Source organism: Endozoicomonas sp. ALB091 (genome assembly GCF_049310265.1).
Taxonomy (GTDB): Bacteria; Pseudomonadota; Gammaproteobacteria; order Pseudomonadales; family Endozoicomonadaceae; genus Endozoicomonas.
Genome location: NZ_JBLYNQ010000007.1, coordinates 224,308 through 239,030, shown reverse-complemented (window position 1 = coordinate 239,030; position 14,723 = coordinate 224,308). Strand labels below are relative to the sequence as shown.

Below are 14,723 nucleotides of genomic sequence, written 5' to 3'. Positions count from 1 at the left end.
GGTCTGTTTTCCCTGAAGGCAAACGGGTTATATGTGCTATTATTGCCGCTCAGAATAAAGGAGTGGTTATGACCGTTGCTATTATAATGGGGTCCAGGTCCGACTGGCCCACGATGCAGCATGCAGCTGAAATGTTGGAAAATTTCGGCATCGACTACGAAACAAGGGTTGTTTCTGCCCATCGCACTCCACAACTACTGGCAGATTATGCCTCTCAGGCTGCTGCCCGGGGAATCAAAGTGATTATTGCCGGTGCCGGGGGGGCTGCACACCTGCCGGGAATGGCTGCCGCCTTTACCAGCCTGCCGGTGCTGGGGGTTCCTGTTAAATCCAGGGCATTGAACGGTATCGACTCGTTATTGTCTATATGCCAAATGCCCAAAGGTGTTGCAGTCGGTACTCTGGCCATTGGCGATGCCGGGGCGGCCAATGCCGGTCTGTTGGCAGCACAGATTCTTGGTTGTCAGCAGCCAGAGTTGCAGGCCAGAATTGATGATTTCAGGAAGCTGCAAACCGAAACTGTATTAGCGAATCCTGATCCTGCCGAGTGATAAAAAGCAGTATGAATATTCTAGTGTTAGGCGCGGGCCAGCTTGCACGCATGATGAGTCTTGCGGGCGCACCGCTGAATATCAATATCCTCTCCTATGATGTCGGCTCCACAAAGCTGATGCATCCCCTGACGCTTCAGGTCAGCGATCAAACCCTTTCACAGGCTATTGCTGAATGTGACGCCATCACCGCTGAGTTTGAGCATATTCCTGACGATGTGCTGACTCTGTGTGCTGCCTCCGGAAAGTTTTATCCTGGTAAGCAGGCCATTAAAGTCGGCGGTGATCGCAGCATGGAGAAAGCGTTACTGGATAAAACCGGTGTGCCCTGTGCGCCTTACCAGCTGATCACCGATCGTTCTCACTTTGATGCAGTCATCAAGAAGCTTGGGCTGCCACTGGTTATTAAAACCTGTCAGGCCGGCTATGACGGTAAAGGGCAGTGGCGGGTCTGGTCAGACAGTGATATTGAGCAGATCTGGTCGGAAATGTCAGAATTTCTGGCTGTTGGCAGTGAACATTCACCCCACTCGATTATTGCCGAAAAAATGATTCCCTTTCAGCGCGAGGTGTCGGTCATTGGTGCCCGGGACAAACAGGGTAATATGGCTATTTATCCGGTCACTGAGAATGAGCATACCAATGGGGTTCTGACGCTATCTATTGCGAAATCCATCTCTACCGGGATTCATCAACAGGCGGTGGACGCCTTCAGCAAGCTGGCTGCTGAAATGGACTATGTCGGGGTCCTGGCCATCGAGTTTTTTGATGTGGATGGCCAGCTGATGGTGAATGAGATAGCCCCCCGGGTGCATAACTCCGGCCATTGGACCCAGCAGGGAACCCTGTGCAGTCAATTTGAAAACCATCTCAGGGCCATTGCCGGTTTACCCCTTGGCACCACTGAAGCCATTGGCCCCAGTGCCATGATTAACGTTCTGGGTCAGCCTGATATTCCCGCTGAAGTGTTGTCCGTTGCCAATGTCACCAGCCACTGGTACGGCAAAAGCCAGCGCCCCGGTCGTAAAATGGGGCACATCAATCTGGTGGCTGAGTCAGAAGAGGCGCTGGGTGAAATGCTGGTGGCTCTCTCTGCGTTTTTACCTGAAGATGACTATCCCGGGGTTGCCCGGCGAGGTCTGGATTTATCACTGGACTAATTCAAAGATTTTCCTTTCAAACCGGGGGCGATGTAACTGAATGGTTATGTCGGCTTCTCTATTATCTACCGAAGTTTGGCTTGATTCTCTCTTATCATTTTTTATTCAAGCAAGATGCTTTTTGATCAGGAACTGCAATCAAGCATAACTTCAACCCATTCTCCATTAATATCGAAACAGAACAACTTCCACAGGGTTAGTCATAGGATGTTAGTACAACTGACAAATCGGTTAGTGATTTATATAAAAGCACATTGTTAACTAGCCAATGATCTGAATAGAACCTGTCCGACAGTTTTTAACATACAAGGTGAAATGTAATGGATACCAGCAGACCCCCAGGATTATTAAATGAATCCTATACTTATATCAAAAACACGCTGGCAGAATTTGAAGCAATTCATAAGAATCATCAATTGGCAGAACTGAACATTTCCCTTGAATTGAAACACGCTGGCGATCCTCATGAGGGCGAGGTATGGCATCGAAAAGTTAAGGTAGTTCAATCTGATACCTCTTTGCAGCAACGTTTTTTAAGCCTTTTCACAACAGAGGGTCGTAAGCAACGCCGACAAAATCATGAAGCGGCTGCTTTATTCCGTGGTCAGTTATGGGAATTACTCCAAACTGAAAAAACGCCTTACATTCTAAAAAAACAGGTCATACAGGCCGTGGAAAATGGCGTTCTGCCTTTTCTTAAAGAATCAGAGTATAAAGCGATAGTCAGTAGTCAGGATACCATTCTAATTAACCCGAAAGAACGTAAAATTTTCCGTGAAGCCGCTGGATTTCTGAAAAAAGAACTTTCCAGATTGTTGTCTCGCCTACCCCGGGTGACGTTGGATGATAGCAGAGAAGTGCTGAAAGCCTATTATAAACTCATTATTCTGTCACCGGAATTGTTACCGGATGAGCATAAAGCTCACAAAGCTTTCAGAAAGCTGGAAAAGCATTTTCGTAATACCCGGCAATCGGTTGGTTTTACTGACCTGAAAGATACCATCGCCCTGTCCGTTTTACATGACATTCGGGAGGAGCTGTCGCTTGCAGAGTATCAACAATTAACGAAACGAATCGGTAATGTATTTACCAAACCATACTCCCCTCGTAAGCGGGCTTTGCGGAATGCACTTAACCTGATTTTTGGTAATGGCCTGGGTAGTTCGTCTGTGCAGGGCCATCCACGGGAGTTGGTTTCTGCCAGGGATCTGGCCTTGCTTAAAGATAGCTATCAGGGGCTATTTTTTCGTTACTCGCGAGTACACCGGCTAGAGGAAAATCTGTTTGCCGACGGTCGTGCTGTAGCGGCCAGAATAAGTCGATTACCCAGTGAATTGAGAACGCTTGATCTGGACCGGGTTAAACAAGACTTTCAGCAGTATGAGTCCTTAAGGAGCACTTTGTCCGCAGAAAAACAGGATCAAGACCAGGAATTTAAAGCACTCGAAGCCCGTTGCAAAACACATCGGGCCTTGATAGCAGAGGGTCGGGCGGCATTATTGCATGTTCAGCTGACTCAAGGGCGGCTCTGGGAGTTAAATCTGTTATTAGAAGGTATAGGAAAGGCCAATATCTATGGTACTGATTCTGAACACAATCAGCAGATGTTCAAAAAGCTGCTGGATTTGGCTCAGTTAAGAGGACCACAAGTGGATTTAGCCCAGCTGGACTGGATCATAGCGCAGAACAAGAAAGCCAACAGACATCCGAATGTTGCCATTGAAGGCGCTGGGCCAACAGGGCTGATGCTGGCTTTCACCCAGTTTCAGGAGGGGGCCAATGTCTCAGTGTTTGAGAAACGGAGCACTGCATATAACCGGGTGCAAGTGGTTCGACTGGACCCTAAATGGATGGATATGCTGAAATTTTATCTTGGAGAACATTACTACGACCTGTTCGGTGAAAATGGACAGGCTGGAAAGGGTATGGTTCGTACGGATGGTTTGGGAGAAAAGGCAGGCGAAATTGTCACTCACCGGCTGGAAGAGGCTCTGAATCATAGACTGGCTGACCTGATGGCACGCAATTACGATCATACTTCCCAGCGTGATGACCCGCAGAAAAACCGATTGGAGCGGTTAGCTGCCTATGAAATGACCAGGGTAGAGGCCGGTGAACAAGGCTATACAGTACAGGCTAAATATCACCCCGGGAATGATCCCTCTCCCTTTGCCAGCGGCAAGAAAAAGCCACCTGCCGGTTATCAGAAACCTGAAGCAACGGTAACCCGTCCTGTGGATTTAGTGATTTGCGCCGGGGGTAAACATAGTCAGCTGCGTAATAAATATATGCGGGACAGGGCCGTAACGTCTGCCCGAAGCTATGGTGTCTGTTCCTGGGAAGGCCCAAAGGACCAGCCCCTGCAAAATGATCGGCTGGAAACTTTTCCGGATTTTCGCGGGGTGGTGGTACTTAATCAACAGTTTCAGCAGTTTTTCCAGGAGCAGATGCTATCTCAGGTGGAAAGGATTGAGGGGCTGAGTTCAGATGAGCGAAGATTGCTTGGCCAGCAAACCCATGAGCAGTCCAGCGGTGTTCGCAGCCTGCAGTCATCCATCCATGGAAGAGTGATGAAGACCCGGTGTTTTGACAATAACAACCTGGTTTATATCGGGATGGAGTTGCCTGAAGCATTTACTCAATTCTGCCATAAGGTTAAGCAAAAGTTAGCTGCATTACCGGTGCCAGATCTGGATCAAAATGGCGATAAACGATCAGCAGCCGACCAGAAAGCTTGGCGTAATCAGCGCGTAGCCAAGGTGCAGAAAGCGCTTTCCAAGGCTTGGTTTCAAACAGTGGCACACAGCTATGGTATTGACCAGTCGCTGGGTGTTACTCAGGAAATGATTGATGACCCATCGGTGGCGGTATTCTATTTACAGCAACGTCGGGTTTGGCGAAATGTGATCAAGAAAAAATCAGGCTCCCGTCAAGTGATGATCACTGCTGCTGGTGATGCTGCTGCTACTCCCCATTTTATGACCGCCAGCGGCCTGACTGGAGCCAGGGAGAATGTGTTGCATCTGCAAAACTACACAAGGGATGTGTGGAACGGACCAAGAATATATCAGGAATATGGGCTGGAACAAAGGCAGGACAGGCTTGAGCATGCACAACTGGATACGGCGGACTTTGTGATCCGGCAAGGACTGAATTTCCTGATTTAATCGGGAATAAATTGACATAAAAGGAGAAATGGAATGGATTCAGGCAGACCTGCCGGGTTATCAAATAATGAACCCTATGCTCATATCAAAAACACGCTGACAGAGCTCGAAACAATTCATCAGAATCGTCAACGGGCAGAACTGAAAGTTACCCGGAAATTGAAGCACCCCGGCGATCTTCATCGGGGTGCAGTTTGGCATCGAAGGGTAGAGGTAGTTCAGTCTACTACTTCTTTTCTTCAACGTTTGTTAAACCTGTTCACGACAGAAGGCCGGAAACAGCGAAGACAAGAGCAGGAAGCGGCTGCTTTATTTCGTGGTCAGTTATGGGAATTGCTTCAAACTGAACAAGCTCCTCATAGCTTAAAAAAACGCATTATAAAGGACGTAGGAAATGGCGTTTTGCCTTTTCTTAAAAAATCTGAGCGTAAAACGATACTCAGTAGTAAGGACACAATACTCAGCAGCACAAAAGAACGTAAAATTATTCGTGAAGCCGCTGGATTTCTTAAAGCAGAACTCTCCGGGCTGCTGTCTCGCTTGCCCGGGGTGACTTTGGAAGATAGCAGGGAAGTGCTGATAGCCTACTATCGACTTATAATTCTGTCACCGGAATTGTTACCTGAGGGGCATAAAGCTCATGAAGCCATCTGCAAGCTGGAAAAGCACTTTCGTGATACCCGACAATCTGAAGGTTTTACCGAACTGACAAAAACCATCACTTTGTCCGTTTTACATAACCTTCGGAAGAACCTGTCTCCTGAAGGGTATCAACAATTAACCGCACGTGTAGGACATATACTTTCTTATCCCTACTCCCGGCGTGATCGCGCTTTGCAGAATGCGCTGAACCTGATTATTGATAATGAAATGAGTATTCAAGGTCATCCCCGGGAGTTGATTTCCGCTGACGATCTGACATTGCTTAAAGAGAGTTATCAAGGGCTATTATCTGGAACCTCGGGATTATTCAGTATTGAGGAAGATCTGAAAACAGATGTTTCTGCTGTAGTACGCAAAATAAGTCGATTACCCAGTGAATTGAGAACGCTTGATCTGGCCCGGGTTGAAAAAGATTTTCAGCAGTATGAATCCTTACGGAGTACTTTGTCTGCAGAAAACCAGAATCAAAGCCAGGAATTTAAAGAACTTGACGCTCGTTGCAAAGTCTATCGGGGCTTGATAGCACAAGGTCGTGCGGCATTGTTGAAGATTCAGCTGAATCAAGGGCGGCGCTGGGAGTTAAATCTGTTATTACAAGGTATTGAAACGACCGCTGTATGGGGCACCGATTCCGAACACAATGAGCAGATGTTCAAAAAGCTGCTGGATTTGGCTCAGTTAAGAGGACCACAAGTGGATTTAGCCCAGCTGGACTGGATAATAGCGCAGAACAATGAAGCAAACAGTCATCCGAACGTTGCCATTGAAGGGGCTGGGCCAACAGGACTGATGCTGGCTTTTACTCAGTTTCAGGAAGGAGCCAATGTCTCAGTGTTTGAGAAACGGAGCACTGAATATAACCGGGTGCAAGTGGTTCGACTGGACCCTAAATGGATGGATATGCTGAAGTTTTATCTTGGAGAACATTACTACGACATGTTCGGTCAGGATGGAAAAGGCGTTATTCGTACGGATGGTTTTGGCGAAATGGCTGGAGAAATTGCCACTCACCGGTTGGAAGAGGCTCTGAATCATAGACTTGCTGAACTGATGTCACGCAATTACGAACATATTTCCCAGCGTGATGCCCCACAAAAAACCAGGTTGGAGCGGTTAGCTGCTTATGAAATGACGATAGTAGAGGCTAATGAACAAGGCTATACAGTAAAGGCTACATACCACCCTGAGAATGATCCCTCTCCCTTTGCCAACGGCAAGAAAGAGCCGCCTGCTGGTTATCAGAAACCTGAAGCAACGTTAACCCGTCCCGTTGATTTAGTGATTTGCGCGGGGGGTAAAAATAGTCAGATCCGTAAAAAGTATATGGGGAACAGAGCCGTATCGGCTACCCGAAGCTATGGTGTTTGTTCCTGGGAAGGACCGAAAGACCAGCCCCTGCAAAATGATCGGCTGGATACCTTTCCAGATTTTCGTGGGATGGTGGTACTTGATCAACAGTTTCAGCAGTTTTTCCAGGAGCAGATGACATTTCAGATGGAAAGGATTGAGGGGCTGAGTGCAGATGAACGACAACTTCTCAGCCGACAAACCCGTCAGCAGTCAAGTGGTGTTCGCCACTTGAAGGCGTCAACCCTTGGAAGAGCGCTGCAGACCCGGTGTTTTGAAAATAAAAACCTTGTCTACATCGGGATGGAGATACCTGAAGCATTTAATCAATTCTGCCAGAAGGTTCAGAAAAAGTTAGCGGTATTACCGGTACCAGAGTTGGATCAAAACGGCAATAAACGATCAAAAGCCGACCGGAAAGCGTGGCGTGATCAGCGTGCAGCCAAGGTACGCAAAGCACTTTCCAGAGCATGGTTTCAAACAGTGGCGCATAGCTATGGTATTGATCAATCGCTGGGCGTTACGGAGGAAAAGATTAATGACTCATTTGCGACTGTATTCTCTTTACAGCAACATCGGGTCAGGAAAAATGTGGTGGAGAGAAGATCAGACTCCCATCAAGTGATCATTACTGCTGCTGGTGATGCTGCTGCCAGTCCTCACTTTATGACCGCCAGCGGCCTGACTGGAGCCAGAGAGAATGTGCTGCATCTGCAAAACTACACGGGGGAGGAGTGGGGCGGAAAATCCGTATTTCTCGGACATGGGGCGACCATTATGGATATACTTAAGGATAAACAACAAAGTACTGCGGATTTTGTGATCCAGCGAGGGCTGATTTTCCTGATTAAATCGAGATTACAACGGTTATTAGATTAATTAATAACCATTTGGGATTAACTGGTTAACCATCACTCACTATCCCCATGGTTCTTTAATATAGGCGGCACCCAATAACCTTCGTTGATCACCCTGATCCTTAATCATGGCAAAATAAAAGGGGCGATTGATGTACAGCAGATTAGGTCTCCCACCGCCACGAATTTGGAATGAAGCCGCAACATGGGCACCTGCCTCATTGATGCTAAGGTTTGTCCTGTGTTTTCCTGAACCGAGCAACTCAGGGTATTCTGTCTCATAGACATAATCGAATTGATATTTGGGTAAACACAGTGAGACGTTCCCTTGATCAATTTCATCGTCAAATAATGAGTTCAAGCCTGTGGTCAGGATATGGCTGACTTCGTCACTGTGTTCTTGTTGCGCCGCTTTGGGAGGCATTATGAAAACAGCTTTCAACCCGGATTCCTTAACGGGCAAGGCAATAAACTCAAAGTCTGAAATATTTTTATAAGTAACTAAGGTTGTCCCCTTGCCGCTTTTCATCCAGACGATCTCCGGCTGCTTCTGACCGTTCCAGGTCATTTCTGTTTGATATTTCTGGGGTATTGCCATGAAAGGTTGTTTCCACGATACATTTTGAAACAACCAGCTTACTAACAAGAAAGCTGTTTTTGGGTCTTTCAGCGTGCCAGGGTTGAGCAGGTTGGTAATCACTCCGTTTGTATCTTTGGCAATCTGTTCATTGAGCCTTTGAGTGGCGTTATCGTACCCTTGTTGTCTCAGTTCACGACTGCTGGTACAGGGGACGCCCAACTGCTTCAGCGTCATGTCAATGGTTGTGGTTTTAGAGAACAAATGGATTTTCTCCAGTGAACTGTGATCTGCCGGGTTATCAGGTTTATCACTTATGTCATCGGGTTGTAGTAGTCCCAGTAACTCGTTGGCTACCTTTTCTGTTTCAGAAACCAGAAACGGTGAAGCCGCAATATTTCGATCACGAATATTTTTTTTCGCTATCTCCATAAAACGTTTAACATCCGACCCCAGATCGCTCATCTCTTCAAGAGAGTGAAAAAACCTGGAGTACGACGAGTCCGTTAATGGTTGTGCGCTTGCGGATGCAGCGGTGGGTGAGTATTGTGCTGAGGGGGAAAAAGCAGGAGGAAAATTCATTTCATGGACTCCTGAACCAAAAATGAGTTCTCATTATCGCCCTCAGAGCCTAGCTGCTTATTTTCATTTATCCACACTGTAGTGATGATCGATAATACCAGGATCCATACAAGCCGACTTTTGCTTTTGCCTTTGCCACCATAGCAATGGTGAGGCAATCGCCAGCATGCCAGCGGCATACGCCATTTTCCACCCGAGGCCCCAGGCAAGCATAAAGCAGAACAGGCAGCCAAGCAGGTTCATCCAGTGGTATTTAGCAGGCAGCAGTCGGAAGGCTGCCAGCATGGAGGCCAGGTAAATAATAACGAAAACCCCATTGACCCAGGAAACCAGATCTTCCAGATCCTGATCGGTACAGTGAGTAAAGATCAGAATCGCTGCAATGATAAGTAGCACGGTTGCCAGGGCGCGTTCGGAAACACCGTAACGATTCTGTTTACTGAACCAGGCTGGCAACACTCCTTCCTGGCTGAAACTCAGTGTCAGACGAATCAGACTGGCGATGTAGACATTGACAGTTGCAATACCACCTGCCAGCCCGAGAGTCCCGATGATTGGTGAACCCAGTCCGCCCAACAGCTGATCAAAAACACCCGCCATGGCCAGGGGAGCCGTCACCGGTATGGACAGTATCAACCATGTACAGGCGAGATAAATACAGCCAACGATGGTAACGCCGATCATGATGGCCGGTTTCAGGTCTTTTTCGGGGTTTCGAAAGTCACCTGCCAGATGGGACATGGCTTCCATTCCCAGAAAACTCCAGAAAGCAAGCCCGGCGGCTTTAAGAATCATGCTGCTGCTAACGACAGTTTTCTCCGGGGAGGCGGGTACATCAACTACCCCCCGGGCCACCATCATCAGAATCAGTACCGCCATGATAGAAAAAGTCAGTATCAGCTGAAGGGTGGCAGAAATATGTATGCCCCGAAAATTCAGAGCATAAAGCAAGACCAGGAACGCTAATTGAACGACAATGATTATTGAGCCCGGCACCATAAACAGGGCATCAATAAACTGGTAGGTCATAATGATGGCAGCAGGTGCACCCAGGGGGACAGCGCAAAGAAAAATGATGCCGATGGTTCTTCCGGCGACAGAGCCAAAGGCCTTTTCCACGAAATAGGCCGGTCCGGCTGCATGGGGGAACCGGCTGGCCAGACTGGCAAACACCAATGCCACCGGAATAATGGTCAGGGTAAGCAGGGCCCAGGCCCACAGGGCTCCGTAGCCTGCCAGTTCAATGGTTAACTGGGGAAGAATAAATACGCTGGTGCCTAGCAGGGTAGTGGTGAGCAGCCCTGCTCCCTGCCAGCATCCAATTCCGGAAGTTTGTAACTGCACTGTGATGACTACCTCTGGGATATCACTTGTTATTTGTTTCTATGGCAACGGATTAAGGCATTTACTATAGGCCAGATTGACTTGGGATTCCGTCGAATTATCGGATACCCGGGGGAAATAATACAGTTGGTTTTCAACTAAAGAATGACCAGGGCATGTTCAATGGTGCTGTCCACGTCATGCTGCCAGTTCAATAATATATGGCCGTGTAAAAATAGCTTCGGCTGATAGCATGCCTCTGATTCACTTCATCATTACTCAGCAGTTTATTTCTCCATAAATAACCTCTGACAAGATTGCTTTCCCGATCAGACAGTGGTTCATTTGACTGATATTTACTGAGAAGAGGCTGGATACGACTCACTTCTTCCTTAAGGGCCTTGTGCTCTTTGTTGACAATGTCATGCATTGGCAGAGTGAGAAACCCGATAGCGGATTCCTTTGTGGTTGGGTCACGCCACGATTCCCAATCATCGACTATCCGCCCTGCATAGAATAATGCCTGACTGTGTTCCTGAATCAGGAATATTCGCTGCATCAGAGCGTTTTTAACGTTCAGATCGAAGCAGGCTGGTAGTGAGTCACACAACACTTCTACATCAAGCTTCTGTAAACGATCATAAGACTTGCGGGTCATCAGCCGCGGAAAACCGACGCGGCATCCTTTACGGTATCTAGCGTTTATACTGTCAGCGGATGGCGCAATGATGTCTCTGAACGGGTAAAGACAGGTATCGTTATCAATGCCGGTGACCCGGCCAGTTTCGTAGTCTATGAAATAATTTCCATCGTGTCGGTCTGGTTGGGCACAAATGGCATCCAACAGCTCAAGGTCAGCCAGGCCGCTGAATATTTTGTTCCTGATTTCCCGGTTGCCCTCCTTATCCAGCAGTTCGTGATGGGCCAGCTTTTTCTTTTGTTTAGGAGCAGCGCTGGCACGTACACTGGTCCTGGCTGATACGCCTGAAGCCAGTTCCATCTCCAGTCCAATCTGGTGGTTATGTTCGCAAAATGACATATCGGGCATCACGTTCATGCCCAGCAGGCGGGCAATCTCGCCGGTGGCCAGATTTCTGGCCGTAAGATTGGGATGATACCTGTCGTGGTACAACTGTGGAGAGATGATTTTTCTCCAGCTTGAGATGTCAACGGCCTGTTCAGGTTTGAACACCCGCTTTACTGTGTCATTTCCGGTTTTATAGGATAACAGGTACACCGTATTCTCCTTCCCACTACCCAGCTTCCGGGGAGGATTGTCAGGATCCAGAAGTCGGTCAGTCCATCGGCCGGGAAGGGTGAGTTCATCGTTCAGATCATAGCCAACCCGCTTGAACTCCATTGCCGCCTGCCAGCTGATTTTTCCGGCAATAGATGTTAATGCCGGTGAGTCTAATACCTGAAACAGCAGCAGTTGATCATTTCTGAGATCGGTGATTTTATGCCTTAAAATCATGAGTTTTAACTGTTCCGGATGATGAAGGTGCTGATCGATTATTTTGCTTATTTCATTCTGGATTGCTCTATTACTGGTTAGAATCTGCTTCGCTTGCTGTTCTGCCGCTGTCTGTTCAGTGGGTATTTCCCGGGTTAACTGCTGCTCATAGTTACTGATCATCTCGTCAGCCAGAAGCTCTCCGGCATCTGTATTCATCTTTTCAGATAATGGTCTGGATACTTGCTTATGTTCAGACAAACAGCGCAGTTGTTTCTGGGTAACAGCGGGTTGATTGAAGCGTTCCGTGACCCGTTCCTGAATAGCCTGTTTCCTTACGGCCAGCTGCGTTGGTGTTAACTGACCAGGGTTGACTGACTGGTTATAGGCTGACAGTTGTTCACGGGCATGGATGATCTCCCGCCTGATGCAATCAGGTTTTACCAGTTCCAGTTCGCCACGCTTGTGCAGGTTTCTGATGTGGCTATGAAGCAGGGCAAGATCTTTGGGAACCCCTCTGGCTATATCAGCCTCTGCCTGGTGCCACTCTTTTTTTACCAGGGCCTCCAGGCGGTTCGCATAATACTTGCTTTGTGGTTCGTCTCTGCGTTGTGCGATGATGGTTACACCCTGACCAAATGGGTTGGCCAATACCCTGGTATCCAGACCGGGAAATAACTCTGCCGAACCAATCCTGGGGTCCAGGGTCGATGGATATTCAAGAACTGCAGCAGGTCTTTTTCCCTGATAGACACTGAGCACCTGCTGCTCTGGGGATTGCAGTTCGGACCGATCAAGCCATTGGTAATGGCAGCGTTTCGAAACCGGGTGCCTTGTCTGCTCTGCAATGATTGATTTATAAGCCTGGCTGGGTTTCACCACCGCTACGATTGGCAGCAGGGGATTAAGCCCGGGCGTTTGCCCCTTAACCCGGGGACAAGCCTTACCTTCTTGAATTAATACGACATCAACCCACTGTTGATCCTCTTTGCTCAGGAATTGATCGAGCCAGGCAGTATCATTCAATGCATCGGGATCGACCTCTACCCATGGTGGCAGGGGCTTGAGGCAGGCACCCTTAAATGCATTACTGAGTCTTAACGTGACAACGGTTTGATCTATGTGCTTGCTTACCGCTGTATTGGGTGCGTCAGAGAAACCTGCAGAGGTTAACGGTTCGGGCCTTGTCTCCGGTTTTGTCAGACAGTTATCAGTGACCACTTGAGCGATAGTGCGTTGTTCAAGGCTGGTAAAGCAGGCACCAGGTTCAGAGACCATAGAGCTGAGTGTTTGCGGCGCAACCGGAGGTGCCTTGGCAAAGTCTTTTTTAACCTCGACCGGGGGTTGGTTCTCTGAAGGGTAACCTGGAGGTATCACAGGAGTCTCCATAACCTATGACTGACAATCCACCTATCGGCTGTTAACCTGGATATTTCATAAAGGCAGTAAAAGGTACTTTAGTATTATTTCCGACGCCACACAGGACGTTATTCCTTTTTACTGAAGATCTTGCTGTATCGGCATTATCAATAACCGCTCACCTCGCCTGCTCTTTACAAATTCTAACAAACCGATCCATAACGCTACCGACTTATACGCGCCATCTCTTTCCCGGGCTGTGGCTTTTGGATAAGCTACCGGGTTATTCATACAGACGGGCTCATGACTGGTACTAAGCCCCTGGTTTTCGAACCGGATTTCACTTGTTGGGGACAACGATGATCATTAAACCAAGGATTCGTGGATTTATCTGCACAACCACTCACCCGGTAGGTTGTGAAGCCAATGTGAAGGAGCAGATTGCTTACACCCGGTCATTGGGTCCCGTAGCCAATGGCCCCAAAAAAGTACTGGTGATCGGTGCTTCCAGTGGTTATGGACTGGCTTCTCGTATCACCGCAGCTTTTGGTTCCGGTGCGGCCACCATTGGTGTGTTCTTTGAAAAGCCGGCCACCGAAAACAAGCCGGGAACCGCGGGCTGGCACAATTCTGCGGCCTTCGATCAGCTGGCCCACGAAGCTGGCCTCTATGCCAAAAGCCTGAATGGCGATGCCTTCAGCCACGCAGCCAAAGAAAAGACCATTGAGTTGATCAGACAGGATCTTGGCCAGGTGGATATGGTGGTTTACTCGCTGGCATCACCCGTGCGAAAACTGCCGGATACTGGCGAGGTGATTCGCTCGGTACTGAAGCCGATGGGTGAGCCATATCGCGCTACCGCAGTGGATACCAACAAAGATGCATTGTTTGAAGCGACGGTGGAACCGGCCACTGACGCAGAGGTGGAAGCAACGGTTACGGTCATGGGGGGGCAGGACTGGGCACTGTGGATGAACGCGCTGTCTGCTGCGGGCGTTCTGGCAGAAGGCTGCAAGACAGTGGCCTACAGCTATATTGGTACGGAACTGACCTGGCCGATCTATTGGGATGGTGCCCTGGGTGAAGCCAAGAAAGATCTGGACCGTACAGCCCATGCCATCAACGATTCGATGAAATCAATCCATGGTTCAGCCAATATCGCGGTACTGAAGAGTGTGGTCACTCAGGCCAGTTCGGCGATTCCTGTTATGCCGCTCTATATCTCCATGGTTTTCAAGAAAATGCGGGAAGAGGGCGTACACGAAGGGTGTATCGAACAAATCAACCGTATGTTCCGTGAGCGTCTTTACCGTAGTGATGGTGCGGCTGCGGCAGTGGATGACAGCAACCGTCTTCGCCTTGATGACCTGGAGCTGAGAGAAGATATTCAGAAGCACTGCCAGGATATCTGGCCACAGCTGACCAATGACAATCTGGCGGAGCTGACCGATTATACCCTCTATAAAGAAGAGTTTCTGAAGTTGTTTGGTTTCGGTGTTGAGGGTGTGGATTATGATGCTGATGTGAATCCCCAGGTGCCTTTTGAGGTAATTGATATCTGACAGGTCGATCAGCAAGGCAGGGATGCCGCTGCTTGAGAATACGGGATATCAAAGTTATATGGGGTTGTCCGTCAAGGGGGCCAACTGCTTCAGACTACGCCGGAAAGCTCCGGCGTGGCCGT

The 14,723-nt window shown here is 48.5% G+C and carries 8 protein-coding genes; 5 read left to right on the top strand and 3 right to left on the bottom strand.

Annotated features, from left to right (window positions below; translation table 11 throughout):
• Positions 1–68 precede the first annotated feature (68 nt).
• The 4 genes from purE (at position 69) to ACO6UX_RS13185 (ending at position 7,767) form a co-directional block, all read left to right on the top strand.
• On the top strand, positions 69–551 hold the full coding sequence (gene purE, locus ACO6UX_RS13200) for a 5-(carboxyamino)imidazole ribonucleotide mutase (RefSeq protein WP_101749099.1): 483 nt from the start codon (positions 69–71) through the stop codon (positions 549–551).
• 11 nt (positions 552–562) lie between these two features.
• Positions 563–1,711 (top strand): 5-(carboxyamino)imidazole ribonucleotide synthase, encoded by a 1,149-nt coding sequence (locus ACO6UX_RS13195; protein WP_422448285.1) that lies wholly within the window; start codon positions 563–565, stop codon positions 1,709–1,711.
• A gap of 320 nt (positions 1,712–2,031) precedes the next feature.
• On the top strand, positions 2,032–4,878 hold the full coding sequence (locus ACO6UX_RS13190) for a hypothetical protein (RefSeq protein ID WP_422448283.1): 2,847 nt from the start codon (positions 2,032–2,034) through the stop codon (positions 4,876–4,878).
• A gap of 33 nt (positions 4,879–4,911) precedes the next feature.
• Positions 4,912–7,767: a hypothetical protein gene (locus ACO6UX_RS13185; protein ID WP_422448281.1), complete on the top strand. Its 2,856-nt coding sequence runs from the start codon at positions 4,912–4,914 to the stop codon at positions 7,765–7,767.
• Positions 7,768–7,806: 39 nt separating this feature from the next.
• Here ACO6UX_RS13185 and ACO6UX_RS13180 read toward each other — a convergent pair whose 3' ends face one another.
• From ACO6UX_RS13180 to ACO6UX_RS13170, 3 genes are all read right to left on the bottom strand, one after another.
• Positions 7,807–8,904: a serpin family protein gene (locus ACO6UX_RS13180; protein WP_422448279.1), complete on the bottom strand. Its 1,098-nt coding sequence runs from the start codon at positions 8,902–8,904 to the stop codon at positions 7,807–7,809.
• 63 nt (positions 8,905–8,967) lie between these two features.
• On the bottom strand, positions 8,968–10,248 hold the full coding sequence (gene yjeH / locus ACO6UX_RS13175; RefSeq protein ID WP_422448277.1) for an L-methionine/branched-chain amino acid transporter: 1,281 nt from the start codon (positions 10,246–10,248) through the stop codon (positions 8,968–8,970).
• A 190-nt stretch (positions 10,249–10,438) separates the two neighbouring features.
• The gene (locus ACO6UX_RS13170; protein WP_422448275.1) at positions 10,439–13,057 is read right to left on the bottom strand and encodes a hypothetical protein; all 2,619 of its coding nucleotides are present in this window, start codon (positions 13,055–13,057) and stop codon (positions 10,439–10,441) included.
• 341 nt (positions 13,058–13,398) lie between these two features.
• On the opposite strand from ACO6UX_RS13170, the gene fabV reads away from it, so the two are divergent.
• Positions 13,399–14,601: an enoyl-ACP reductase FabV gene (fabV, locus tag ACO6UX_RS13165; protein WP_422448273.1), complete on the top strand. Its 1,203-nt coding sequence runs from the start codon at positions 13,399–13,401 to the stop codon at positions 14,599–14,601.
• Positions 14,602–14,723: the final 122 nt, after the last annotated feature.